Source organism: Kitasatospora sp. NPDC093679 (assembly GCF_040683455.1).
GTDB classification, from domain to species: domain Bacteria; phylum Actinomycetota; class Actinomycetes; order Streptomycetales; family Streptomycetaceae; genus Kitasatospora; species Kitasatospora arboriphila.
The window spans coordinates 34,323-59,221 of the sequence record NZ_JBFBDW010000002.1; the positions used below are offsets into that span (position 1 = coordinate 34,323).

Genomic DNA, 24,899 nt, shown 5'->3' on the forward strand with positions numbered 1-24,899 from the left:
GGCTCAGCCCTTCGCCGGGTCGGGCGGCGGTGAACGGTCCTCCCGCAGCGACCGGAACAGTTCGGAGGCGGCGGGCTCGTCCGGCACGTCCCGGTCCGGGTCCGCCGCGTACGGCTTGCGGGGGACGGTCCGGTAGTCCACCTGGCCCTCCGGCACCGCGCGGAGCCGGGCCACCAGGTCGTAGAGCTTGCCGAGCGAGTCCAGCCCCGAATCGGCGGTGATCGAGGACGTGACCGCGTCCAGGACGGGGTAGAGGCGCGCGGGGTTGAACAGCGTCCCGCTGCTGCGCAGCTTCGCCGACAGCTGCCCGAGGAAGGCCTGTTGACGGGACATCCGGTTGGTGTCGCTGCCGTCGCCGACGTGTTCGCGGGCCCTCACGTAGGCCAGCGCGTCGGTGCCCTGCAGCAGGTGCGGCCCGGCGGACAGGTCGAGGCCCACGTTCGGGTCCCGCTCGGCCCGCGGCAGGTCCACCTCGACGCCGCCGACCGCGTCCACGATCCGGCTGAACCCCTCGAAGCCCACGACGAGGTGGTGGTCGACCCGGATGCCCGTGAGGTCCTCGAAGGTGCGGATCGTGCAGGCCGCCCCGCCGAGGTCGAAGGCCCAGTTGAACTGCGCGTACTGGGCGCGGCTCGCGGTCGCACCGGTCCGCGGACAGCTCGGGATCGGCACCATCATGTCCCGCGGGACGCTGACGACCTGGAGACGCTTCCCGTCCCCGGCCAGGTGCACCAGCAGGACGGTGTCGGAGCGCGCACTGCCCAGCTCGGGACGGTAGTCGGAGCCCATCACCAGGATGTTCTCGGCCCTCCCCGAGGACTTGGGCCGCAGACCCGCCTGCTCCGCGAGGGCCCGCTCGGCCGCGGTGTCCGTGCGGAGGTTCCCGTCCAGCTGCACGTAGGCCCACCAGCCCAGGCCGACCGCGGCGGCCAGACCCGCGGCGACCGCGAGGGCCAGGATCCGCAGCGCCCGCCGCCGGCGGCGGGGTGACGGGGCGTCGGCCGACGGGTCCTCGGGCGCGCCGGTCATCGAGCCGGGGCCTGTTCGGAGATCGGCCCTCCGGTGCCCGGATCGCCCCGTCCTGCCACTCGCGCCGCCGTGCCCATCGGACCGCCGCCCTTCCGTCCGGAGTAAAAGGATGCGTGCCGCACCCGCATGGTGCCGTGTCTTGTGTGAGAGTGATTGCCGGAAATGCTCCGGTTCACGTACATCTGACATCTTTTACGCCTAAAGGGGTGTCACATGGCGCTCTCTGCCCCGCACCGCCCGTCCGGTCGGCGATCGGTCGGACGTCTCCCTGTCAAACGGGTGATCGACATCGTCGGCGCCATCTCGCTCCTGATGCTGTTCCTGCCGGTCATGGTGGCCGTCGTCCTGCTCCTCAAGGCGACCTGCCCCGGCCCGGTGCTCTTCCGCCAGGTCCGCGCGGGCCGACACGGCAGGCCCTTCCGCATGCTGAAGTTCCGCACCATGCACCTCGGCGCCCACGCCGAGCGGGCCTCCCTCGCCGGGCGCAACGACACCGACGGCCACCTGTTCAAGCTGCGGGACGACCCGCGGGTCACCCGGATCGGCCGCCACCTGCGCAGGTTCTCGCTCGACGAACTGCCCCAGCTCTTCAACGTGCTCCGAGGCGAGATGTCGCTCGTGGGCCCGAGGCCGCTCCTGCTGGAGGACTCCGACTACACCGGACGGGCCCGGGACCGGCTGCTCGTCCCGCCCGGCCTCACCGGCCTGTGGCAGGTGCGGGGACGCTCGAACCTGCCGTGGGAGGAGATGCTCCGGCTGGACCTCCACTACGTCGAGAACCTCTCCCTGCGCCTCGACGCCGGCATCCTGCTCCGGACCATCCCCGCGGTCATCACCAGCCGCGGAGCGCACTGACGCGCTCCGCGGCGATCCCAGCGCCCCTAGCGGTGCATCACCCGAGCCCTAGCGGTTTGTCCGGGATGCCAGCACGCCGCAGTACAGGTCCTCCACGCTCCGCAGCCAGGTGGCCTCGGTGAAGTGGTCCTCGAAAATCCGGCGGCAGTGCGTCCGCAGGGCCGGGAAGCGGGCCCCGGCGGCGGCGAGGACGGGGCCGAGGGGCTCGTCCCAGCGGACGACCGTGCCGGTGCCGCGGGCCCGGACGGTCTCGGCGACGGACGAGCCCTCGAAGGCGAGGACCGGCAGCCCCGCGGCGAGCGCCTCGACCTGCACCAGCGGGGCGCCCTCCAGGCAGCGGCTGGGGAAGACCAGGCCCCGCCAGCCGGGCAGCCGGCGGCGGAGCTCGGTGCGGTCCAGGCGTCCGAGGAAGCGGACCTGCGGCGGGGCCGCCGCCCGGGCCCGGTCGAGGAGTTCGCCCTCGCCCACGACGTCCAGCGGTTCGTCGGCCGGCCAGCGTTCCAGCAGCTCCAGCACGCCCTTCTCGGGGGTCAGCCGGCCGGCGAAGACCCACCGCCCCCCGGTGCCGCCGGCCGGCCGGGGCACCGGGTCGTCGACGAAGTTCGGGATCAGCGCGGTGCGTTCGGCGGCCACGCCGGCCCGTACGTACGTGCGCCGGCCCGATTCGGAGAGCAGCACCAGCCGGTCGGCCCGGCGCAGCAGCGGATCGCCGTCCGGCCCGCGGCGGTTGGCCCAGGCGAGCGGCGCGGTGGCCAGCCGCGAACCCCGGTAGCAGCCGTGCCGCAGTCCGGCGAAGGGGCTGCCGTCCGGGCACGCGGTGCAGGTGGCCCCGTCCCGGAAGAGCGCCGCACCGGCGCACAGCGGGCGGTAGTTGTGCAGGGTCGCCACCAGCGGGCCCGGCCAGTCGCGGACCCAGCTGCGGCCGAAGTTGGGGAAGAGGTTGTGGACGTGCACCACGTCCGGGGCGAAGGCCCGCAGTTCCGCGACGGGGGAGCGACCGCGGCCGGTGGCTACGGTGGCGGCGGCCCGCAGCGGGTGGAGCGGGCTGCGGGCCGCCTCGTCGGTGTGCGCCGCGACGACCGTGACCTCGTGGCCCGCGGCGCGCAGCGCCCGGGCCTGGTCCCGGACGGCCTCGTTCTCGCCGCTGGGCTGCGCGGAGGCGTAGAAGCTGTGCACCAGGGCGACCCGCAGCGTGTCCACCGGTCAGTCGGTCCCTCTCATCCGGGGCGGCCGCAGCGCGATCCGCGCCAGGTACGCCGGGTTGTTGCGCAGGTAGCGCCGCCAGAGGCGGCGGGGTTCGCGGGCGAGCCGGTACGACCACTCCAGGCCGCGCCGCTGCATCCACGCGGGGGCCGGCCTCTGCAGCCCGGCGTGGAGGTCGAAGGCGGCCCCGACGCCGAGCAGCACGGGTGCGGTGAGCAGCGGCCGGTGCGCGGCCATCCAGTGCTCCTGCTTGGGCGTCGACAGCCCCACCCAGACCAGGTCGGCGCCGCTGTCGTTGATCCGCCGGACGGCCTCGGCGTCCTCCTCGGGGGTGAGCGGACGGAACGGCGGCGAGTGGGTGCCGGCGATCCGCAGCCCGGGCAGCCGCGCCCGGAGCCGCTCGGCGAGCAGCTCCGGGACGCCCGGCCCGGCGCCGTAGAGGTAGGAGCTCCAGCCGCGTTCGGCGGCCCGGGCGAGGACGTCGAGCATCAGGGCGGGGCCGGGCACCCGGCTCATGCCGGGGGCGCCGGCCCGCCGGCCGGCCCACACCATCGGCATGCCGTCCGGGACGGTCAGGCCGGAGGCGTTGTGGATGCGGCGCAGCGCGGTGTCCCGCTGGGACTCCATCACCCCGTGCACACCGGTGACGCAGACGTAGCCGCGCTCGCCGGTCTCCACCCGGCGAGTGATCTCGGCGAGGGCGGTGGCCGGATCGACGGCGCTGATGCCCACGCCGAGCACGTCGACCCGCGGCAGGGCCATCAGCGCTGGTGGGGGCGGCCGTCGCGGCGGGCCCGGACCTGGTCGTGCACCCAGCGGTAGGTCTTCTCCAGGCCGGTCAGCAGCGGGACGGAGGGCGCCCAGTCGAGTTCCTTGACGATCCGGGTGTTGTCGCTGTTGCGGCCGCGCACGCCCAGCGGGCCGGGCACGTGGCGGTGCCGCAGCCGCACCCCGGCGATCTCCTCGACCAGGGCGTACAGCTGGTTGACGGTCACCAGCTGGTCGGAGCCGATGTTGAGCGGCTCGGTGACCTCGCTGCGGGCGAGCCGCAGGGTGCCGGTGACGCAGTCGTCGATGAAGGTGAAGCTGCGGGTCTGCTCGCCGTCGCCCCAGATCTCGATCTCGTCGGAGCCGGTGAGGACGGCGGTGGCGACCTTGCGGCAGGCGGCGGCGGGGGCCTTCTCCCGGCCGCCGTCCCAGGTGCCGTACGGGCCGTAGACGTTGTGGTAGCGGCCGGTGCGGGTGGCCAGGCCGAAGTCCTCGCGGAAGTGCCGGGCCATCCGCTCGGTGAAGAGCTTCTCCCAGCCGTAGCCGTCCTCGGGCATGGCGGGGTAGGCGTCCTCCTCGCGCAGCGGCAGGACGGCGGCGTCGGTCTGCTTGTCGGCGGCGTAGACGCAGGCGGAGGAGGAGTAGAAGTAGCGTCGGGCGCCGTGCTCGCGGGCGGCGAGCAGCATGTGGGTGCTGGAGAGCACGGACAGCATGCAGTCCGCCTTGTGGCTCTCGATGAAGCCCATCCCGCCCATGTCGGCGGCGAGGTGGTAGACCTCGTCGGCGCCGCCGGCCATCGTCTCCTCGCAGGCCTCGCGCAGCGAGAGGTCGCGGACGAGGTTCTCGGCACCGGCGTGCACCTGGTACCAGTCCTCCTGCGGTTTGCGGTCCACGGCCCGGACGGTGAGTCCCTCGGCGAGCAGTGCGCCCGTGAGGTGCCCGCCGATGAATCCTCCGGCGCCCGTCACCACGGCATCGACGTGTGCCACGGCTCGATCTCCCTTCCGGCAATTGCGACAAGTCACTGGAAAGGGATATATCTGCTCTTAAGGGGTGTCAGGGTCCGCTCGGGGCCGTGCGCCGTCTGCGCCCCTCCATTCGGCGGAGCGCACGGCACTCCGGCCCGGCCGCGAGGTGCGGCCGGGCCGGAGTCCGTTCGGGGTGCTGCGGGGTGACGTCGCCTCAGCGGCGCGGGCGGGTGGGCCAGGGGGTGGGCAGCTTGTCGGCGGCCTCCGCGAGGTGCGCGGTGATCACCAGGGTGCCGTCCTCGACCTGGTAGTCGAGCGGGGCCGAGAGCCGGCGCATGGTGGAGATCAGCCCGGTGTTGGAGGAGTGCGTCACCGCGTAGACGGTCGCCACCCCGGCCTCCAGGGCGAGGGCGGCCATCCGGCGGAGCAGGTCGACCCCGAGGCCCTGCCGCTGCCAGTCGTCCTCGACCAGCAGCGCGACCTCGGCGCCGTCGTCGTCCCACATCAGGTGGGCCAGGGCGACGATCCGCCCGTCCGCGTCCTCGACCGCCAGGGTCTGCCCGTGCCGCGGGTCGAGCAGGTGCTCCAGGTAGCGGTCGGCGTCCTTGACCGGGCCGTGGTAGCGCTTGCGCAGGGTGTCGGACGAGCAGCGCCGGTGCATCTCCAGCGCGGCCCGCTTGTCGCCGGGCGCGGCGCGACGGACGGTCAGGTCGGCACCGGCCGGCCGGGCGAGCCGGGCCTCGACCTTGGGCACCCGCGGGCCGAGCAGGCTGTCGAGCTCGACCAGCGCCTGGCCGCGGGCGAACTCGGTCGGGGTGAACGGCAGGTGCGGCCGGGTGAGTTCGATCAGGTCGCCGCCGGGGACGGGCAGCCGCATGGTGTGGCCGTCCACCCCGGCCGGGGTGGAGCGGCCGCGGTCCGGGTACTGCCGGATCGTGCACCGGCCGAACAGCTGCCGCAGGGCGACCGGCAGCTCGGCGGCGTCCAGCGCGGTGCGGGTGGCCAGGGCGAGCACGTGCGTGGGCGCGTCGACCAGTTCGTGCGCGTCGGCGCGGTCCGTCCAGATGTCGGTGCCGCCGGCCGCGGCGACCGCCGCGGTCAGCTCGGCCCGGTCGAGGGCGGCCGGGGCGCGCAGGAAGAACTCGTCGACGGTGCCGGCGGCCAGCGGGTGGGACTGCATCGAGACGATGTTGACCCGGCGCTCGGCCAGTGCCGTGCAGATCCGGGCCAGGCTGCCGGGGGAGTCCTCGACCGTGGTGCGGACCCGCCACAGCACGGTCGCCTCCAGCACGTCCAGGGGGTCGCTCACCGCGGCCTCCCCGGGCGGCGCATGGGTGTCCGGTGAGGGCGGTCCGTGCGGCCGCCGGTGCGCCCACCAGCCGTGGAAGACGGCCGTGGCGAGCAGGGCGAGGGCCGACACGGCGAGCAGAACCGGGCCGTCGTGGCCGTGCACGACCACGTTGGCGACCAGGTCGGCGGTGGCGACGGCGAGGAAGACGGCGGCGAGTTCGACGGTCTCTCTGCGCCAGCGGTGGGTCCGGGCGGCGCGCCGCTGGGCGCGCGAGGGACCGGCGGTGGTGACGGGTTCACGAGTGTCCATGCAGGTATCGTGTCGCGCCGGTGTTTCACGATCACGAATCCCCCGTGACCTGACGGTAAATGTCTCCGCGGCCGGCCCCTCGGCATGATCGGGGCACGTCAGGCGGGGCCGGAGGTGTCCGGACGGCCCGTCAGCCCGGCCGCCGCGGCGTGCACTTCGTCCACGAGCAGCCGGACGTCGGCCTCGGTGGTGGTGGCGTTGAGCAGGCAGGCGCGGAGCATCTCGTGCCCGCCGAGCACGGCGCCGGTGACGAACACCCGGCCGCGCAGCTGGACCGCCGCGGGCAGCTCCCGGTTGATCCGGTCCAGCTCGTCCCCGTCCAGCCCGGCGGGCCGGTACCGGAAGGCGACGATCGAGGTCTCCACCGGCGCCAGCAGCTCCAGCGCCGGGTCGGCCTCGACCAGCTCGCCGAGCCTGCGGGCCAGCGCGGTGGTGTGCGCGATGTCGGCGGCCACGCCCTCGCGGCCGCGGTGCGCGACGGACGCCCAGACCTTGAGCGAGCGGAACGGCCGGGTCTGCTCGGTGCCGTACTCGGAGAACCAGCCCAGCGAGCCGGCCGCCTCGTCGCGCAGGTAGGAGGGCACCAGGCTGAAGGTGCCGCGCAGGCCCTCGGTGTCCCGGACGAGCGCGCAGCCGCAGTCCACCGGCACGCCCAGCCACTTGTGCGGGTCCAGGGCGAGCGAGTCGGCGCGTTCCATGCCCGCGTAGCGGTGGGCGATCACCGGGTCGAGCACGCCGAACGCGCCGTACGCGCCGTCCACGTGCATCCACAGGCCCTCGCGCTCGGCGAGGTCGGCGATCGGGTGGAACGCGTCGACGGCGCCGGTGCCGACGGTGCCGGCCGAGGCGACCACCAGGAAGGGCAGCCGCCCGGCCGCCCGGTCCTCGGCGATCGCGGCCTCCAGGGCGGCGGTGTCCAGCCGGCCCTCGGCGTCGGTGGCCACCGTGCGCAGGTGGCGGCTGCCGAGGCCGAGCAGCTCGGCGGCCTTGCGGACGCAGGAGTGGGTCTCACCGGTGACGTAGCCGACCAGCGGCGGCAGCGCGGCGAGGCCCTCGGCACGGACGTCCACCCCGGCCCGCAGCGCGGCCCGGTTCCGGGCGGCGGCCAGGCAGACGATGGTGGCCATCGAGGTGCCCGAGGTGAGCAGACCGCCGCCGGCCGGGTGCGGGAAGCCCACCAGCTCCGCGATCCAGCGGACCACGGCCCGCTCCAGGTGGACGTCGGCGTGGTCGCCGCCGGCCGAGCTGGGGTTCATCGCGGAGGCGACCAGGGTGGCGAGCACACCGGCGGGCTGCGGGGCGGAGTTCACCCAGCCGAAGAACCGCGGGTTGCCGTTGCCCATGGGCGCCGGCAGCACCTGCTCGGCGACGGTCTTGAGCAGGCCGCCCAGGTCGGTGCCGGTCTCGGGAAGCGGCAGGTCCAGCAGCGCCTGCCGGTCGGCCACGGCCGTCGGCTGCCAGACCGGACGGTCGGCCAGGCCTTCCAGGTAGTCGGCGACCAGGTCGGCCGCGGCGTGCGCCGCACTGCGGAAGTCTTCGGAGGTCATGGTGGGTGCACTCCAGCGAACGGGGGTGGGGGAAGCAATGGCGCGGCTTCCTCGGCGCACCCGCGTCCCGATCGTACGCTCCTTACATCGGCGTGGATCCACCCAGGTGCTCCCACGTGCCCCTGCGCTCGCCCCGTCAGTCCAGGGTGCTGGAGAGGCCGCCCGCGGAGCGGCAGTAGCCGGCGATCTCCTTGTCGGTGATCTGCTTGCAGAGCTTGGCGGCGGCGCCGGACTCGGTGTAGTTGACCGTCCAGTAGCTGACCAGGCCCTGGGTGCAGGCCTTGCGCTGCCAGGTGTCGGCGGCGGTGGCGCACTGCTGGGCGGCCCAGTCCGCGCGGTCCAGGTTGTACTTCATGGTGCGCGAGCCGACCCCGCGGCTGCAGTCGTTGGCGCCGCCGCCGGCCTGGGCGTTGAGGCACCACTTCAGCGCCCCGGCGAAGGCCTCGGGGTGGTTGGCGTAGTCGTGCGAGCTGAGGTAGAGGGTCGGCGCGTAGAAGAAGCAGGCGGACTGGAAGAGGGCCGGCTGTTCGGGGCAGGGGTAGAGCGGTTCGGCGGCGAGCTTGTCGGCGGGCAGGTTCGCCTTGGCCTTCTCGTCCTCCTCGTCCGGGGCGAAGAGCTGCATGAACAGGCCCTCGGAGCAGGTGATCCGGCGGCTGGTGCTGGGGAACTTGCTGCACAGGTCGCGGGCGGAGGGGATGTCCTGCTTGGTGACGAACATGATCCCGTGGCCGACACCGTGGATGCACGGCCCGGTGTTGGCGGGTGCGCAGAGCGTCAGGATGTCCTGCTGCGGGTTCTTGGAGGCCGCGAGCATCTCCTCGACCGCGCCGTGCAGGTAGCCGGCCGCGCAGGTCTCGTGCGGGAAGGAGATGACCTTCTGGAAGTCCTCGTGGTACCGCTTCACCGCGGTGTGGCCGAGCTCGTGCGCGATCGGGTGGCAGAACCGCACGGTGTACGGCTTCTCCTTGGTGATCTTGTCGAGGTCGGCCAGCGCCACGCCGGGGTCGGTGGCGTCCATCTCGGCGACCAGCTTGTTCCGCAGGGTGGAGCGGGTCCACACCGCGGGGTCGCCGGTCGGAGAGGCGGACGCCGGGGTGGCTCCGCCGGGCGCGGCCTGGGTGGTGGCGGGCAGGCCGGCCGCGACCGGTGCCGTCTCGGGGGTCCAGCGGGTCACCGAGACCGCGCCGATCCCGAGGACGCCGAGCAGGACTGCGGTGACGATCGCGAAGATCCGCGGATGCATGGTGCTGATTCCCCCGGTGGTCGACGACGGACGGGCGGCACTCCCATCCTGACGTCGGCGGCACCGATTGCACGGACCGGCCGCCGCCGAACGGTGAGGTGTCGGCACCACCGGGGGAGCGGTTTCCCCCGGACGGCGCAACAGGCCCCCCTGTCGACACCTCACCCCCACCGTCTCACATCACGAGTGACACGTCGTATGTTCGCAGCCAGTCGTCGATGCCGAGCACCACTTCGGTGGCGGCCCGGGCGTACTGCGGGTCGGCGCCCGGCGCCAGCGCCTCGGCGACGGCCGTGCGGTCCAGCAGGGCCGCGGCGGGGGAGTCCCGGTCGGCGGCGAGCCGGCCGAGGGCCGACTGCAGCGAGCGCGGGTAGCGCAGGTCCTGGATCGAGGGGTAGGGGCTCTTCGCCCGGTCGGCGACGGCGTCCGGCAGCAGGTCGCGCACGGCGGCCCGCAGCAGGCTCTTCTCCCGGCCGTCGGCGGACTTGATCCGCCACGGCGTGTTGAAGACGTACTGGACCAGCCGGTGGTCGCAGAACGGCACCCGCACCTCCAGGCCGCAGGCCATCGACAGCCGGTCCTTGCGGTCCAGCAGGATCCGGACGAACCGGGTCAGGCTCAGGTGGGTGAGCTCGCGCATCCGGCGTTCCACCGGGTCGGTGCCGGGCAGCTGCGGCACGGCGGAGACCGCCTCCCGGTAGCGGTCGGCCCGGTAGGCGTCCAGGTCCAGCCCGGCGAGCAGGCCCGGGTCGAGCAGGCCCTCGCGGGGGCCGGCGCCGAGCCCGGCGGTGCGGGCCAGCAGGGCGGCCCAGGGGAAGGTCTCGGCGGCGATCAGCGCCGGGTCGTGGAACCAGGGGTAGCCGCCGAACAGCTCGTCCGCGGCCTCGCCGGACAGCGCCACCGTCGAGTCGCGGCGCACCGCCCGGAAGAGCAGCAGCATCGAGGTGTCCATGTCGCCGAACTCCCACGGCAGGTCGCGGGCGCGCAGCACGGCGGTCCGGTGCGCCGGGTCGCTCAGGGTGTCGCTGTCCAGCTCGACGGTGCGGTGGTCGGCGCCGACGTGCTCGGCGAGCAGCCGGGCGTACGGGCCGTCCGGGGTGCCGCGCATCGCGTCCGGGCGGAACCGCTCGGTCTGCCCGGCGTAGTCGACGGCGAAGGTGCGGACGGGGCCCGCGCCGCGCCGCCGCAGCGCCTGCGCGGCGAGCGCGGTGATCGCGCTGGAGTCGAGTCCGCCGGAGAGCAGGGCGCAGAGCGGCACGTCGGAGTCCAGCTGCCGCCGTACGGTGTCGGCCAGCAGTTCGCGGACGGCCGCCGCGGTGGCCGCGGCGTCGTCGGTGTGCTCGCGGGCCTCCAGCGCCCAGTACCGGCGGGCGGTCAGCCCGGAACGGCGGACGGTGACCACCTGGCCGGGCTCCACCTCGACGAGGCCCCGGTAGACGGCGTGGCCGGGCGTGCGGGCGGTGCTGAGGAGCTCGCGCAGCCCGTCGAGGTCGACCTCGGGCCGCAGCGCCGGGTGGGCGAAGAGCGCCTTGGGCTCGGAGCCGAACAGCACGCCGGCGCCGGTGCGGTGGAAGTGCAGCGGTTTGACGCCCATCCGGTCGCGGACGAGCAGTAGTTCCTCGCGGCGGGCGTCCCAGAGCGCGAAGGCGTACATGCCGTTCAGCCGGTCGACGAAGCGCGGGCCCCACTGGAGGTAGGCGCGGAGCACGACCTCGGTGTCGCTGCGGGTGCGGAAGCGGTGCCCGGCGTGCTGCAGGGCGGTGCGCAGCTCGCGGTGGTTGAAGACCTCGCCGCTGTAGCTGACGACGGCGGGGGAGTGGCCGCCCTGCTCGGCGGCCATCGGCTGGGCGCCGCCGGCCGGGTCGATCACGGCGAGCCGCCGGTGGCCGAGGGCGGCGTGCCGGGTGAGGTGCAACCCGCCGCCGTCCGGGCCCCGGCAGGCCATGGTGGCCGTCATCGCCTCCAGCGCCGCGCGTTCCCGGGTGAGGTCCCGGTCGAACGCCACCCACCCCGCGATTCCGCACATGCCGCCTCCGCAACTGTCTTTGGCGTGTACGGATCAGCACGCTACGCGGGAGCGTTCGGCCGCTGCAAGTGTGTTCGAGAGGGTCGAACCAAGGAATGTCTGCCCGATTTCGGGCAGAAATCTTGGGAATCCGACGGGCGGCCGCATAGAGTCCTCGACCGTGCCCGCCTCACCCCACCCTCATGAAGACCTCCTCGCCCACCTCACCCGCACCAGCCCGCTCGGGCCGGGCGAGGCGGCGCGGGTCGTCGCGGAGGTGATCGCGTACTTCTCCGAGACCACCGAGGAGTACGTCCGCCGCCGCCACGGTGAGCTGCAGGCACGCGGCCTGACCAACGAGCGGATCTTCGCCCGCCTCGGCGCCGAACTGGCGTCCCGGCGAGTCGCGGCGCCCGAGCTGTCCACCCGCCAGCTGCGCCGCATCGTGTATGGGTGAGCCGCCCGACCGCTGAACCGAAGGAGCCCCACCCATGTGCGGAATCGTGGCCTACATCGGCCCCAAGGACGCGACCACCTTCCTGCTGGAGGGTCTGCAGCGACTGGAGTACCGCGGCTACGACTCGGCCGGCGTCGCCGTCACCGGCAAGACCGGCAGCCTGAAGGTCTGCAAGACGAAGGGCCGGGTCGCCGACCTCGCCGCCGCCGTGCCCGCCCGCTTCAAGGGCACCACCGGCATCGGCCACACCCGCTGGGCCACCCACGGCGAGCCCAGCGACGCCAACGCCCACCCGCACGTCGACAACGCCGAGCACATCGCCGTCGTGCACAACGGCATCATCGAGAACGCCGACGAACTGCGCGCCAAGCTGACCGCCGAGGGCGCCGTCTTCACCTCCGAGACCGACACCGAGGTGCTCGCCCACCTGGTCGCCGCGCACGGCGGCGAGGGCACCGAGCTGGAGGACGCCGTCCGCGCCGCCCTCAAGCACGTCGTCGGCACCTACGGCATCGCCGTCGTCGACGCCCGCCAGCCCGACCGCATCGTCGTCGCCCGCAACGGCAGCCCGATCGTGCTCGGCCTCGGCGAGAAGGAGATGTTCGCCGCCTCCGACGTCGCCGCCCTCGTCCGCTACACCCGCCAGGTCGTCCACCTGGAGGACGGCGAACTCGCCGTCGTCCGCGCCGACGGCTTCCGCACCTTCACCGAGGACGCCCGCACCGTCACCCGCCAGCCGTCCACCGTCGACTGGGAGGTCGGCTCCTACGACACCGGCGGCTACGAGCACTACCTGCTCAAGGAGATCCACGAGCAGCCCGCCGCCGTCGAGCGCACCCTCTCCGGCCGCCTCGACGAGCGCTTCGCCACCGCCCACCTCGGCGGCCTCAACCTCGACGCCCGCGAACTGCGCGAGATCCGCCGGGTGAAGATCCTCGGTTGCGGCTCCGCCTACTACGCCGGCGAGATGGGCGCCCAGCTCATCGAGGAGCTCGCCCGGATCCCCGCCCACAGCGAGCCCGCCTCCGAGTTCCGCTACCGCAACCCCGTCATCGAGGCCGACACCCTCTACGTCGCGGTCAGCCAGTCCGGCGAGACCTACGACACCCTCGCCGCCGTCCAGGAGATCAAGCGCAAGGGCGGCCGCGTCCTCGGCGTCGTCAACACCGTCGGCAGCGCCATCGCCCGCGAGTGCGACGGCGGCATCTACCTGCACGCCGGCCCGGAGATCTCGGTCGCCTCCACCAAGGCCTTCACCTCCACGGTGATCGCCTTCGCGCTGCTCGCCCTGCACTTCGGCCGCATCCACGACCTCTCGCCCGCCGACGGCCGCCGCATCGTCGCCGCGCTCAAGGCCCTGCCCGGGAACATCCGGGAGATCCTCGACCAGCAGGACGAGATCGCCAAGCTCGCCGCCGAGTACGCCGACAACGCCGGGATGATGTTCATCGGCCGGGTCCGCGGCTACCCGGTCGCCCGCGAGGGCGCCCAGAAGCTCAAGGAGATCAGCTACGTCCACGCCGAGGCGTACCCCGCGAGCGAGCTCAAGCACGGCCCCCTCGCGCTGATCAGCCCCGAACTCCCCACCGTCGCCCTCGTCCCCGACGACGAGCTGCTCGACAAGAACCTCACCACCCTCGGCGAGATCAAGGCCCGCTCCGGCCGCGTCCTCGCGATCGCCCACCGCGCCCCCGAGACCAAGCTCGCCGACCACTGCATCGTCGTCCCCAAGAGCGAGCCCGAACTCGACCCGCTGCTCCTCAACATCCCGCTCCAGCTGCTGGCCTACCACGCCGCGGTCGCCCTCGGCCGGGACGTGGACAAGCCGCGCAACCTCGCCAAGTCCGTCACCGTCGAGTAGCCGCACCCCGACGGGCCGGCCGGCCGGGGGTGTTGCGCCCCTGCCGGCCGGCCCGTCGGCGCCGCTACGGACCGGCCGCCCGGAGCAGCACCTCGGCGGCCTCCGTCCGGGCGTACAGCACCTGGCGGCCGGCGCGGTGCGCGTCGAGCAGACCCGCGGCGCGCAGCGCGCCGAGGTGCTGCGAGACACCGCCCGGCGAGATCCCCGTGCGGCGGGCGAGCTCACCCGTCGACGCCGGCTCGTCCAGTTCGGCCAGCAGCCGTGCCCGGGTCCGTCCGAGGACGGCCGCCAGCGCCTGCGACGGCTCGTGCTCGCGCCGCTCCCACAAGGTGGCGACCCCGCGCGGCGGATAGCGCAGCGTCGGCTGCCAACCCGGGCCGGTCACCGAGAAGACCGTCGGCCAGACGAACGCCGAGGGCACCAGCAGCAGCCCCTGCCCACCCAGCCGGCGCCCGCCGCGCGCGTACCGGTGGCCGATGCGGAGCGTCTCGCCCTCCCAACCGACCTGGGAATTCAGGTCGTTGAGCAGACTCTCGGCGCCCGACCGGGCCAGCAGCCGGGCCCGGTGCAGCACGTCCCCCTCCAGCAGCGCCCGCAGCCTCGGCCACAGCGGCGCGAGCACCACCGCCCAGAACGCCTCCACCGCGTCGGCGAGTTCGGCCAGCCCGCGGGCCGGGTCCGCACGCAGCGCGGCGACCCGCTCGGACCGCGGCGCACGAGGGCCGCTCAGCCCGGCCCGGACCGCCTCCGGTGCGGTGGCCCGCAACCCGTCCAGTTCCAGCCGCAGATCGGGCACCGAGGTGGTCGGCGGCGGCGCGACGAAGACCGGGATGGTCCGCGGCGGCTCCGGGACGAGGTCGGCGAGCAGCCCCCAGTCCGGCCCGGCGGCGTCCAGCCGCTCCCGCGCCGGACCGCTCCACGGCAGGTACAGCGGATGCTGCTCCGGCCGCTTGAGGACCCGGACGGCCGCCACCACCTCCCAGAGCGGCGAGAGGGCGAACCGGGTCAGTGCCAGGTCGCGGGTGGTGAACTCCAGGTCCAGCATCGGCACTTCGTCCTCCACGCCCGTCGACCGGCGGCCGCCCCGGGCCGCCCCCGAATTTAGCCCACACTGAATCCGTGGCCGTGACGGGCCGCCGGACGCCATCGTCCCGGGTCATGACCACCACCCACACCCGGGCGCCCTCGCCCGCCGCCGTACCGGACGGCCCGGACAGCGCCTACCGGTTGCTGATCGCCGCGGCCGCCGCCGGCAAGGCCGGCAGCGCCGTCGGCAGCCTCGCCGTGCCGCTCACCGCCGTCCTCGCCCTGCACAGCCCCGCCTGGCAGGTCGGTCTGCTCGCCGCGCTCCAGACCGCCGCCTTCCTCCTCGTCGGCCTGCCGGCCGGGGCCTGGGTCGACCGGCTCCGCAAACGGCCCGTCATGATCGCCGCGGACGTCGCCCGCGCGCTGCTGTACGCCTCCGTCCCGGCGGCCTGGGCGCTCGGCTGCCTGGGCTTCCCCCACCTCTGCGCGGTCTCACTGCTGGCGGGCACCGCCACCGTGTTCTTCGACATCGCCGCCCAGAGCCACCTGCCGTCCGTGGTCGGCCGCGCCGGCCTCACCCGGGCCAACGCCCACCTGGTCACCGTCGACGCCGTGGCTCAGATCGGCGGACGCAGCGCCGGCGGCCTCCTGGTCGCCCTGCTCACCGCCCCCGTGACCCTGCTCGTGGACGCCGCCGGCTGCCTCGGATCGGCCTGGCTGCTGCGGCGGATCCGGCACCCCGAACCGGCCCCCGCCCCGACCCGCCCCGACGGCCCGCGCCTGGCCGACGAGATCCGGGACGGGCTCCGCTTCGTCCTCACCCACCCCGTCCTGCGGCCGATCGCCCTCGCCGGCGCCCTCACCAACGTGTCCGTCCAGCTCTGCCAGACCGTGCTGCCACTGCTCTTCGCCCGGACGCTCGGGCTGCCGGACGCGGCCACCGGCCTGTTCCTCGCCGTCGGCGGCGTCGGCGTCTTCCTCGGCTCCCTGCTCGCCCGCCCCCTGGCCCGCCGGACGGGGGCCGGACGGCTGCTCTGGCTGATGGGGATCGCGGTGGCACCGGTCGGCATCGGCGTCGCGCTGGTCGACCGGGGGCCGGCGCTCTGGTGCGCGGCCGCCGCCTGGCTGGTGACCACGCTCAAGGTCGGCATCGACAACGTGATCAAGGTCAGCTTCCGCCAGCACGTCACCCCCGACCACCTGCTCGGCCGGATGAACGCCACCATGCGGGTGATCCTCACCGGAGCCCTCACCGTCGGCGGCGCCCTGGCGGGCCTGCTCGGCACCCTCCTCTCCGAACGGGCCGCCCTCTGGGCCGGAGCCGTCGGCCTCGCCCTGGTCTGGCTCCCGATCCGCCGCTCCCCCCTCCGCACCGCCCCCACCCTCCCGGGCACCTGACGGGAAACGGCGAAGCCGAAGGGCGAAGCCCGCTCAAGGGCCCGGGAACCGCGCGCAGGGGAAGGAACGGGCCTGCCACCGGTGCACTCGGGTGGGTGCGGGAGTGTGTGGGTGTGCAGCCTTCCGTTCCGCGCAGTTCCCCGCGCCCCTGTCGGGGTTCGCCCGACGGGGAGGGCGAAGCCGATCCGGGGGCGCGGGCGGCCGACCCCGCCTGAGGTGGTCCCCGATGGTGCTTCCGCGCCGGTCAGGCCTCCACGACCCGGAGGAAGCGGACGGCCGGGTCGGTGGCTCCGCGGACGTGGCCGGTGGGGGCGGCGGCCACGGCGTGGAGGAAGGCGACGAGTTCGGCGGTGATCTCCTCGCCGGGCAGCACGTTGGGGATGCCGGGCGGGTAGGCGGAGAGGGTGTCCGCGGAGATCCGCCCGACCGCCTGGGCGGTGGGCACCGACCGTCCCGGCGCCAGGAACGCCTCCCGCGGTGTCATCCGGACGGCTCCCGGCGCGGGGAGCTCCGGCCCCGGGGCGTCCTCGGCGACGCCCGGGACCACCGGCAGGGCGTGCAGGGCCGCCGCGAACCGTTCCGCCTCGGGCCCGGCGCCCGCGCCGACCACCGCGACGACGGCGGCGTCGGTCGCGACCTCGACCAGGACCCCGTGCTCCTGCATCAGCCGCCGCCGGGCCTCGTGCCCGGAGATGCCGCCGGCCCGGACGTCCACGGAGACCCGCAGCGGGTCGGTGGCGACGATGTCCCGGAAACGTCCGAAGCCGTCGCTGACCACCCGGAACCGCCCGCCGGCCCGGACCGCGGCCCGCATGGCGTCGGCGGCGGCCAGTGACTTTGAGATCGCCCGGTGCCCGGTGACGAGGGTCCGCCGGGCCTCGTCCAGCGAGGCGAGCAGCAGGGAGCTGGCGCTGGTCGACTGGGTGAGGTGGAAGACGCGTTCGACGAGCGGTTCGAGCCGGTCCGCGAAGGGCCCGTTGCCGAGGTGCAGCATGGCGGCCTGGGTGAGTGCCCCGCCGAGTTTGTGGGTGCTGGAGACGACCAGGTCGGCGCCGTGCGCGAGCGCGTTCGCGGGCAGTGCGGGGTGGAAGCCGAAGTGGGAGCCCCAGGCCTCGTCGACGATCAGCGGGACCCCGGCGGCGTGCGCGACCCGGGCGAGCGCGGCCACGTCGGCGACGGCGCCGAAGTAGCTGGGGGTGACGACGTAGGCGGCCGCCGCGTCGGGGTTCCGGGCGAGGGCGACGGCGAGGTCGCTCGCGGTGACGCCGTGGGCGATGCCGGTCCGGGCGTCCACGGTCGGCTGGACGAAGGCGGCGCCGAGGCCGGACAGCACCAGGCCGTCGACGACGCTGGAGTGCACGCTGCGCTGGACGACGAGGGTCCGGCCGAGCGACTGGGCGACCAGGGCGGCGATCCGGTTGCCCTGCGAGGCGCCGTTGGTGAGGAACCAGGTCCGCCGGGCGCCCCAGGCGTCGGCGGCGAGCCGCAGGGCCTGGTCCATCGGGTTGTCCGGGCCCAGGTCGATGCCCTCCAGCAGGGGCGGCACGTCGCGCCGCAGCACGGCCTCGCCGACGTGTCCGGCCAGCCCGGCGAAGCGGTCCGGGTCGGCGGCGTGCCCGGGCACGTTGAGCCGCAGCCAGTCGCGGTCCGCGCTCGCCCGTACCGCCTCGGCGTAGGGGGCGCGCAGCTGGGCCGGGTCGGCGGCGGCGGGGACGGGGGAGGAGAGGGTCATGGTGCTCACCCTGCGACCGTCGCACCGCGCCGCCCATCGAGGCACCCGGTACTTTTCTGGACATCTCCAGAAAACCTCGATGGCTCCACCCCGGCCACCGACGAGGACCACCGACAACCCGGACCGACCCACACCCGGACCGACCCACACCCGGACCACCGACAGCCGAGGCCCCACCCGTGCTCGATCTCCGCCACCTGCAGGTGCTCCGCGCCATCGCCCGCGAGGGCTCGCTGGCCGCCGCGGGCCGCTCCCTGCGGCACAGCCAGCCGACGGTGAGCCACCACCTGGCCACCCTGGAGGCGCACTTCCGCACCCCGCTGGTGCACCGCGGCGCCCGCGGCGCCGTCCTCACCGAGGCGGGCCTCGCCCTGCTGCCGCACGCCGAGGCGGTGCTCGACCGGGTCCGGGTCGCCGAGCGGGAGCTCGCCGACCTGGTGGAGCGGGGCGCCGCCACGCTCCGGGTCGGCACCTTCCCGACCGCGGGTGCGCTGCTGCTGCCGCCGGCGGTCCGCACCCTGCACCGCGCCGGGGTGCACCTGGCGCTCACCGAGGGCGAGCTGCCGGCCCTGCTGGCCGGGCTGCGCAGCCGGCAGCTGCAGGTCGCCCTGGTCTACTCCCGCTCGGACGGCGGTCTGGACCTCGGCGAGGACTTCGTCGTCCACCCGCTGCTGGAGGATCCGCTGCAGCTCGTCCTGCCGGCCGACCACCCGCAGGCAGGCCGCGACCGGGTGCCGCTGGCGGCGCTGCGCGAGGACGGCTGGATCCTCGGGGTGAGCGACGCCGACCCGGTCGACCGGGTGCTGTTCCGAGCGTGCGCGGAGGACGGCTTCGAACCCGTGCCGGTGCTGCGCACCGACGACTACTCGGTGCTGCAGGGGTTCGTCGCCGCAGGGGTCGGTGTGGCGCTGCTGCCGAGGCTCGGTCTCGGCCCGCCCCGGGACGACCTCGCGGTGCGGCCGGTCGACGGTCCGCAACTGGCCCGGCGGATCGGGGTCGCCGCGCTGCGCACCAGCGATTCGGCGAACGCCAGGGCCCTGCTGGCCGCCCTCCGTGACGAGGCGGACCGGCTGCGTCACCGCTGGTCGGAGGCGGACCGGGCGGCGGGCGGCGGGGGGTGATGCCCCGTCAGCTCGGGTGGACTATGGTGCGACCATGGCACTGGAGTGGGAGCAGGTCGTCGTCGACTCCGCCGATCCGGTGGCGCTCGGCCGCTGGTGGGTGTCCGCCCTCGGGTGGACGGTGGTCAACGACGCGCCGGACGAGTTCGAGATCCGCCCGTCCGCGGACCGGCTGCCCGGTCTGATCTTCGTCCCGGTGCCCGAGCGCAAGCAGTTGAAGAACCGCCTCCACCTGGACTTCCGCCCCGACGACCAGGCGGCCGAGGTCGAGCGGCTGCTCGCCCTCGGCGCCCGCCGGGCCGACGTCGGACAGGACGGGGCACCCTGGGTCGTCCTCGCAGACCCGGAAGGCAATGAGTTCTGCGTCCTCGCCCAACGAAGCGACCCTTGAACGGGACCCCACACACGGGAGACTTGCGATGCGATTCGGGATCATCGGTACGGGCACGGTGGGCCGCACCCTGGCCGCCAAGCTCGTCGCGCTGGGCCACGAGGTCACCCTCGGCTCGCGCACCAAGGACAACACGGCGGCCGTCTCCTGGGCGGACCAGTCCGGCCCGAACGGCCACGCCGGCACCTTCGCCGACGCCGCCGACTTCGGCGAGGTGGTGATCAACGCCACCGCCGGGACGGTCTCGCTGTCGGCGCTGCGGCTCGCCGGTGCGGAGCGGCTGGCCGGCAAGGTGCTGATCGACGTCTCCAACCCGCTGGTGTTCTCGCCGACCGGCGAGGTCAGCCTGGAGCCGGTCAACACCGACAGCGTCGGCGAGCAGATCCAGCGGGAGTTCCCCGAGGCCCGGGTGGTCAAGGCGCTCAACACGCTGTCCGCCCCGCTGATGGTGGACCCGGGCCGGGTGCCCGGCCCGCACCAGCTGTTCGTCGCGGGGGAGGACCCGGAGGCGAAGGCCCTCGTCCGCGGGGTGCTGGAGCAGTTCGGCTGGCCCGGCGACCAGGTCGTCGACCTCGGCGGGATCAGCGCGGCCCGCGGCACCGAGATGCTGATGCCGTTCTGGCTCCGGCTGATGGGCCACTTCGGCCACACCGACTTCAACTACTCGATCAGGAGCGCCGACTGACCATGACGGATCAGGCACCACCCCCGTACCGGCCGGTCACCGAGGACTGGCAGACCGCCCTCGCCGTCGTCGCGCACCCCGACGACATGGAGTACGGCGCCGCGGCGGCCGTCGCCCGCTGGACCTCCCAGGGCAAGCGCGTGGTCTACGTGATGGCCACCAGCGGCGAGGCCGGCATCGACTCGATGGACCCGGAGACCTGCCGCCGGGTCCGCGAGGAGGAGCAGATCACCTCCGCGGCCCTCGTCGGCGTCGACGTGGTGGAGTTCCTCGGCCACCAGGACGGCGTCGTCGAGTACGGCCTGCCGCTGCGCAAGGACATCGCCCGGACGATCCGGCGGCACCGCCCGGAGATCGTGATCACCACCAACTTCCGCGAGACCTACGGCGGGACGTGGCCCAACCAGGCGGACCACATCGCGGTCGGCCGCGCCACCCTGGACGCCGTCCGGGACGCGGGCAACCGCTGGGTCTTCCGCGACCTGCTGGACGAGGGCCACGAGCCGTGGAACGGCGTCCGGCAGCTGTGGGCCGCGGCCTCGCCGGACTCCGGCCACGCGGTGGACACCACCGAGTCCTTCGACCTCGGCGTCGCCTCGCTGGAGGCGCACCGTGCGTACCTCGACGGACTCGGCGGCGACATGGCGGACGCCCGCGGCACGCTGGAGACCTTCGGGGCGATGGCCGGCGAGCGGCTCGGCACCCGCTACGCGTCGCCGTTCGAGGTCATCCTGCTGGGCTGACCGTCCGGCCCGCCCGGCCCGGATCCGCCGGCACCGGACCCGCCCGTACCCGGCCCGTCCCCGCCGTTCCTCCGCGGGGGCGGGCCGGGCTGCGCCCCGGACCCGTCGGCCGGCCCGTCCTGCGCGGCCGCGTCCCGCGCCGACCCGTCCTGCGCGGACACCTCCTGGGCGGACACCTCCTGTGCGTCCGCGTCCCGTGCCGGTGCCTCCCCGCCCTCCGCGGGTCCGGCGGCGGCCCGGCGGCGCCGCTTCAGGTAGGCGCGGAGCCCGACGAGGGCGACCAGCACGCCGAGCGCGGCGAGCAGGTAGACCTGGTAGCGCAGCGCCTGTTCGTAAAGGGTGCCGATGTCCGTGCCGAGGGCGTAGCCGAGCGAGGCCCAGACGCCCACCCAGAGCGCGGCGCCGGCGACGTTGGCGGGCAGGAAGCGCCGCCAGGCCATGTCGGTGGTGCCGGCGATGATCCCGTTGGTCTGGCGCAGGACGTCGATGAACCGGGCGACCAGGACGACCTTGACGCCGTTGCGCCGGAAGAAGCCCTCGGCGTGGGCCATCCGGGCCGGGGTGAGCCAGACGTACCTGCCCCAGCGGTGGACGAAGGCGTGGCCGCCGGTGCGGCCGATCAGGTAGCCGAGGCTGTTGCCGACCACCGCGGCGGTGAACGCCACCGCGACCACGCCCGCGATGGACATCCGGCCGGTGCCCGCGTAGACGGCGGCCAGCACCAGGACGGTCTGGCCGGGGACGGGGATGCCGCAGTTGTCGAGCAGCACGAGCAGGCCCACTGCCAGATAGCCGTAGTCGTCCAGCAGTGGGGCCAGGTGGGCCAGCGGGCCCGGCAGCGGAGGCGGGGTCGTCAATCCCTTAGCGGCGTTCCTGCTGGTGCTCGATGACGCAGTCGGGGCCGGGGTAGACCAGGCCGTCGTGGCCGTCCTCGAAGCGGACCAGGTACGGGGGCTCGCCGTCGGTCCCGCGGACCTCGATGATCTCACCCTTGCGGTCCACCATGCCGACGGACCGGCTGTGGATGTGGAGCTGGTCGCCCACAGTGGCTTGCATGATCATGCTCCTCGGTGGCTGTCGACACTGAACTGTGCTTCCACTCTGCGGCGCGGGCCGGGTGCACGCAATGGGGGCAGATGGGGCACAACTTCCCTCACCTCTCAGGTGATCACATCTTTGCTGGACCATCACATCCAAATTGCAGGCTTCGATCGATTTTTTGCGCACGGGTATGGACTTCGTGCATCCGCTGCTCATAGTCTCGCCACGCCCGGCGGGAAGCCGCGGGCTGCACCGGTGCGTCGTCGACACGGCGTCAGTGCGGCGCGGCGGCCGGGCACTTGCCCCCACCCGGAGCACCCCCACGATCGGCAAGGATGTGCAGCCGCAGATGCAGCAACCACCCCCCACCCGGCACGGCAGGCGCACCGTCGCGGCCCTGACCGCCACCGCCCTCGGCACCGTCGGCCTGCTGACCGCCGTCCTGGCGAACGCCGGTGCCGCGCACGCCGCCGGCGTGCCCGCCCTCTCCCCGCTGAACGTCCCGGGCCGCGGAGCGACCGTGCCGTTCGTCGAGCAGGAGGCGGAGTACGCCGCCACCAACGGCACCGTGATCGGCCCCGACCGCAGGTACGGCGCGCTGCCGTCCGAGGCGTCCGGCCGGCAGGCCGTCGCGCTCAACGGCACCGGGCAGTACGTCGAGTTCACGCTGACCCAGCCGGCCAACTCGATCGACTTCCGCTACAGCCTGCCGGACTCGGCGGACGGCAAGGGCCGCGACGCCTCGATCGACCTGCTGGTCGGCGGCGCCAAGCTGAAGAGCGTCCCCGTCACCTCGAAGTACGGCTGGTACTACGGTGGTTACCCGTTCAACAACAACCCGGGCGACTCCAACCCGCACCACTTCTACGACGAGACCCGCACCCTGCTCGGCCAGACCTACCCGGTCGGCACCAAGATCCGGCTTCAGGTCGCCTCGACCGCCCAGTCGCCCACCTTCACCATCGACCTGGCGGACTTCGAGAACGTCGCCGGGCCGATCGGCAAGCCGGCCGGCGCCCTCGACGTGGTCGCTGACTTCGGGGCCGACCCGACCGGTGCCACCGACTCCACCGCCAAGTTCCAGGCCGCGGTCGACGCGGGCACGGCCCAGGGCAGGACGGTGTACATCCCGCAGGGCAACTTCACCCTGTACGGCCACGTGGTCGTGGACAAGGTCACCCTGGTCGGCGCCGGCCCGTGGTACTCGGTGCTCGGTGGGCGCGACCCGAACAACCGCGCCAACGCGGCCGGCGTCTACGGCAAGTGGGCCAACCAGGGCGGCAGCTCGAACGTCACCCTCAAGGACTTCGCGATCATCGGCGACATCCGCGAGCGGGTCGACGAGGACCAGGTCAACGCGCTCGGCGGCGCGATGTCCAACTCCACCGTCGACAACCTGTGGCTGCAGCACACCAAGGTCGGCGCCTGGATGGACGGCCCGATGGACCGCCTCACCATCAAGAACAGCCGCATCCTCGACCAGACCGCCGACGGCGTGAACTTCCACACCGGCGTCACCAACTCGACGGTCACCAACACCTTCGTCCGCAACACCGGTGACGACGGCCTCGCCTCCTGGCCGCAGGACAAGCCGAACACCAACGACAGCTTCACCCACAACACCGTGGTGCTGCCGATCCTGGCGAACAACATCGTCACCTACGGCGGCCGCGACTTCACCATCTCCGACAACGTCATGTCGGACACCATCACCAACGGCGGCGGCCTGCACATCGCCAACCGCTACCCGGGGGTCAACTCCGGCAGCGGCACCGCCGTCGCGGGCACCGTCACCGCCGCCCGCAACACCCTGATCCGCACCGGCAACAGCGACTACAACTGGAACTTCGGCGTCGGCGCGGTCTGGTTCAGCGGCCTCAACGAGCCGATCAGCGGCGCGACGATCAACATCACCGACACCGACATCCTGGACAGCTCCTACGAGGCGATCCAGACCATCGAGGGTGCGGCCAACGGCATCAACTTCACCAACGTGAACATCAACGGCGCCGGCACCTACGCCGTCCAGGCGCAGGCCAACGCCACCCTGAAGTTCACCGACGTGAAGGCCGCCAACATCGCGCAGTCCGCCACGCCGATCCACAACTGCGTGGGCACCGGCTTCGTCATCACCGACGGCGGCGGCAACTCGGGCCTGACCGGTTCCACCTGCACCGGCACCTGGCCGGCCCCGGTCTGGACGTACAACGGCGTGCCCTCGAACCCGGGGACCTCCAGCCCCTCGCCGAGCCCCTCGCAGTCCTCCTCCCCCTCGCCGAGCCCGTCCTCCTCGCCGACGCCGACCTGCCCGACCGGCACCGGCAACATCGCGCAGGGCAGGCCCGCCACCGCGTCCAGCAGCAACCAGACCTACGGTGCGGGCAACGCGGTCGACGGTGACGCCAACTCGTACTGGGAGAGCGCGAACAACGCGTTCCCGCAGTGGGTGCAGGTCGACCTCGGCTGCGCGGTGGGCCTCGGCAGGGTCACCCTGAAGCTGCCGCCGGCCTCGGCCTGGAACACCCGCACCGAGACCCTCTCCGTGCAGGGCTCCACCGACGGCTCGTCCTTCACCACCCTGGCGGGCTCGGCCGGCCGCACCTTCGACCCGGCCACCGGCAACACGGTGACGATCGACCTCCCGGCCAACTCGACCCGCCACCTGCGGATCGCGGTGACCGGCAACACCGCCTGGCCGGCCGCGCAGTTCTCCGAGGTGCAGGCCTTCCTCGGCAGCGGCCAGACGTCCTCCCCGACGCCGACCCCGACCACCACGCCGGGCTGCAACCCCGGCACCGGCAACATCGCGCAGGGCAAGTCCGCCACCGCGTCCGGCTCCACCCAGACGTACGGTGCGGGCAACGCAGTGGACGGTGACGCCAACTCGTACTGGGAGAGCGCGAACAACGCGTTCCCGCAGTGGGTGCAGGTCGACCTGGGCTGCGCGGTGGCGCTCGGCAAGGTGACCCTGAAGCTGCCGCCTGCCTCGGCCTGGAACACCCGGACCCAGACCCTGGCGGTCTCCGGCTCCACCGACGGCTCGTCCTTCGGCACGCTGGTGGGTCCGGCCGGCTACACCTTCGACCCGGCCACCGGCAACACGGTGACGATCGACCTCCCGGCGAACTCGACCCGCCACCTGCGGATCACCGTGACCGGCAACACCGCCTGGCCGGCCGGCCAGCTCTCCGAACTCCAGGTCTTCGCCTCCTGACCGCGAAGACCT

Annotated in this window: 20 protein-coding genes and 2 pseudogenes; 10 read left to right on the forward strand and 12 right to left on the reverse strand. The window is 73.8% G+C overall.

What is annotated here, in order from left to right:
• Positions 1 to 3: 3 nt before the first annotated feature.
• Positions 4 to 1,029 (reverse strand): LCP family protein, encoded by a 1,026-nt coding sequence (locus AB0O09_RS02210; RefSeq protein ID WP_363539325.1) that lies wholly within the window; start codon positions 1,027 to 1,029, stop codon positions 4 to 6.
• 279 nt (positions 1,030 to 1,308) lie between these two features.
• Here AB0O09_RS02210 and AB0O09_RS02215 point away from each other — a divergent pair, with 279 nt between their 5' ends.
• On the forward strand, positions 1,309 to 1,884 hold the full coding sequence (locus AB0O09_RS02215) for a sugar transferase (RefSeq protein WP_363539327.1): 576 nt from the start codon (positions 1,309 to 1,311) through the stop codon (positions 1,882 to 1,884).
• A 48-nt stretch (positions 1,885 to 1,932) separates the two neighbouring features.
• Here the strand turns inward: AB0O09_RS02215 and AB0O09_RS02220 are convergent, their stop codons facing one another.
• The 7 genes from AB0O09_RS02220 to asnB form a co-directional block, all read right to left on the reverse strand.
• Entirely contained in the window at positions 1,933 to 3,084 is a 1,152-nt protein-coding gene (locus tag AB0O09_RS02220; protein ID WP_363539329.1) for a glycosyltransferase family 4 protein, read from the reverse strand.
• A 3-nt stretch (positions 3,085 to 3,087) separates the two neighbouring features.
• Positions 3,088 to 3,849 (reverse strand): WecB/TagA/CpsF family glycosyltransferase, encoded by a 762-nt coding sequence (locus tag AB0O09_RS02225; RefSeq protein WP_363539331.1) that lies wholly within the window; start codon positions 3,847 to 3,849, stop codon positions 3,088 to 3,090.
• Complete coding sequence (locus tag AB0O09_RS02230; RefSeq protein ID WP_359988293.1) at positions 3,849 to 4,844, reverse strand: NAD-dependent epimerase/dehydratase family protein; 996 nt, start codon at positions 4,842 to 4,844, stop codon at positions 3,849 to 3,851. Before AB0O09_RS02230 ends, AB0O09_RS02225 begins: the two co-directional genes overlap by 1 nt.
• A 193-nt stretch (positions 4,845 to 5,037) precedes the next feature.
• Entirely contained in the window at positions 5,038 to 6,423 is a 1,386-nt protein-coding gene (locus AB0O09_RS02235) for a GNAT family N-acetyltransferase (RefSeq protein WP_363539333.1), read from the reverse strand.
• A 98-nt stretch (positions 6,424 to 6,521) separates the two neighbouring features.
• Positions 6,522 to 7,970, reverse strand: coding sequence for a pyridoxal-dependent decarboxylase (locus AB0O09_RS02240; protein ID WP_363539335.1), 1,449 nt, complete (start codon positions 7,968 to 7,970; stop codon positions 6,522 to 6,524).
• Positions 7,971 to 8,106: 136 nt separating this feature from the next.
• Entirely contained in the window at positions 8,107 to 9,213 is a 1,107-nt protein-coding gene (locus AB0O09_RS02245; RefSeq protein WP_363539337.1) for a hypothetical protein, read from the reverse strand.
• A 175-nt stretch (positions 9,214 to 9,388) separates the two neighbouring features.
• The gene (gene asnB / locus AB0O09_RS02250) at positions 9,389 to 11,239 is read right to left on the reverse strand and encodes an asparagine synthase (glutamine-hydrolyzing) (RefSeq protein WP_363539339.1); all 1,851 of its coding nucleotides are present in this window, start codon (positions 11,237 to 11,239) and stop codon (positions 9,389 to 9,391) included.
• A 160-nt stretch (positions 11,240 to 11,399) separates the two neighbouring features.
• On the opposite strand from asnB, the gene AB0O09_RS02255 reads away from it, so the two are divergent.
• Both AB0O09_RS02255 and glmS read left to right on the forward strand, forming a co-directional pair.
• A complete protein-coding gene (locus AB0O09_RS02255) occupies positions 11,400 to 11,675 on the forward strand; it encodes a hypothetical protein (protein WP_030269292.1) in 276 nt (91 codons plus the stop codon).
• Between the two features lie 34 nt (positions 11,676 to 11,709).
• The gene (gene glmS / locus AB0O09_RS02260) at positions 11,710 to 13,536 is read left to right on the forward strand and encodes a glutamine--fructose-6-phosphate transaminase (isomerizing) (RefSeq protein ID WP_344626451.1); all 1,827 of its coding nucleotides are present in this window, start codon (positions 11,710 to 11,712) and stop codon (positions 13,534 to 13,536) included.
• A gap of 64 nt (positions 13,537 to 13,600) precedes the next feature.
• Here glmS and AB0O09_RS02265 read toward each other — a convergent pair whose 3' ends face one another.
• Entirely contained in the window at positions 13,601 to 14,581 is a 981-nt protein-coding gene (locus tag AB0O09_RS02265) for a DUF5937 family protein (protein ID WP_363539748.1), read from the reverse strand.
• A gap of 113 nt (positions 14,582 to 14,694) precedes the next feature.
• Here AB0O09_RS02265 and AB0O09_RS02270 point away from each other — a divergent pair, with 113 nt between their 5' ends.
• Positions 14,695 to 15,960 (forward strand): MFS transporter, encoded by a 1,266-nt coding sequence (locus tag AB0O09_RS02270; RefSeq protein WP_363539342.1) that lies wholly within the window; start codon positions 14,695 to 14,697, stop codon positions 15,958 to 15,960.
• 244 nt (positions 15,961 to 16,204) lie between these two features.
• Here the strand turns inward: AB0O09_RS02270 and AB0O09_RS02275 are convergent, their stop codons facing one another.
• Entirely contained in the window at positions 16,205 to 17,692 is a 1,488-nt protein-coding gene (locus AB0O09_RS02275) for an amino acid decarboxylase (protein WP_363539750.1), read from the reverse strand.
• Positions 17,693 to 17,871: 179 nt separating this feature from the next.
• Between AB0O09_RS02275 and AB0O09_RS02280 the strand changes: the two genes are divergently transcribed.
• From AB0O09_RS02280 to AB0O09_RS02295, 4 genes are read left to right on the forward strand one after another with little or no spacing between them, the layout of a single operon-like run.
• On the forward strand, positions 17,872 to 18,813 hold the full coding sequence (locus AB0O09_RS02280) for a LysR family transcriptional regulator (protein ID WP_363539344.1): 942 nt from the start codon (positions 17,872 to 17,874) through the stop codon (positions 18,811 to 18,813).
• 34 nt (positions 18,814 to 18,847) lie between these two features.
• Positions 18,848 to 19,204: a VOC family protein gene (locus AB0O09_RS02285; protein WP_363539346.1), complete on the forward strand. Its 357-nt coding sequence runs from the start codon at positions 18,848 to 18,850 to the stop codon at positions 19,202 to 19,204.
• A gap of 28 nt (positions 19,205 to 19,232) precedes the next feature.
• Positions 19,233 to 19,889, forward strand: a complete 657-nt coding sequence (locus AB0O09_RS02290) for an NAD(P)-binding domain-containing protein (RefSeq protein ID WP_363539348.1) — start codon at positions 19,233 to 19,235, stop codon at positions 19,887 to 19,889.
• Between the two features lie 2 nt (positions 19,890 to 19,891).
• The gene (locus AB0O09_RS02295) at positions 19,892 to 20,632 is read left to right on the forward strand and encodes a PIG-L deacetylase family protein (protein ID WP_363539350.1); all 741 of its coding nucleotides are present in this window, start codon (positions 19,892 to 19,894) and stop codon (positions 20,630 to 20,632) included.
• On the opposite strand, the gene AB0O09_RS02300 is transcribed toward AB0O09_RS02295, so the two are convergent.
• Together AB0O09_RS02300 and AB0O09_RS02305 are read right to left on the reverse strand one after the other, a co-directional pair.
• Positions 20,596 to 21,489: a DedA family protein gene (locus tag AB0O09_RS02300; protein ID WP_363539352.1), complete on the reverse strand. Its 894-nt coding sequence runs from the start codon at positions 21,487 to 21,489 to the stop codon at positions 20,596 to 20,598. The two genes, AB0O09_RS02295 and AB0O09_RS02300, sit on opposite strands and share 37 nt — an antisense overlap.
• Positions 21,490 to 21,493: 4 nt before the next feature.
• A complete protein-coding gene (locus AB0O09_RS02305) occupies positions 21,494 to 21,688 on the reverse strand; it encodes a DUF1918 domain-containing protein (protein ID WP_095877200.1) in 195 nt (64 codons plus the stop codon).
• 334 nt (positions 21,689 to 22,022) lie between these two features.
• On the opposite strand from AB0O09_RS02305, the pseudogene AB0O09_RS02310 reads away from it, so the two are divergent.
• Together AB0O09_RS02310 and AB0O09_RS02315 are read left to right on the forward strand one after the other, a co-directional pair.
• Positions 22,023 to 24,401 (forward strand): annotated as a pseudogene (locus AB0O09_RS02310) (discoidin domain-containing protein); the annotation flags it as partial.
• A gap of 102 nt (positions 24,402 to 24,503) precedes the next feature.
• A pseudogene (locus AB0O09_RS02315) lies at positions 24,504 to 24,887 on the forward strand (discoidin domain-containing protein); the annotation flags it as partial.
• Positions 24,888 to 24,899 lie beyond the last annotated feature (12 nt).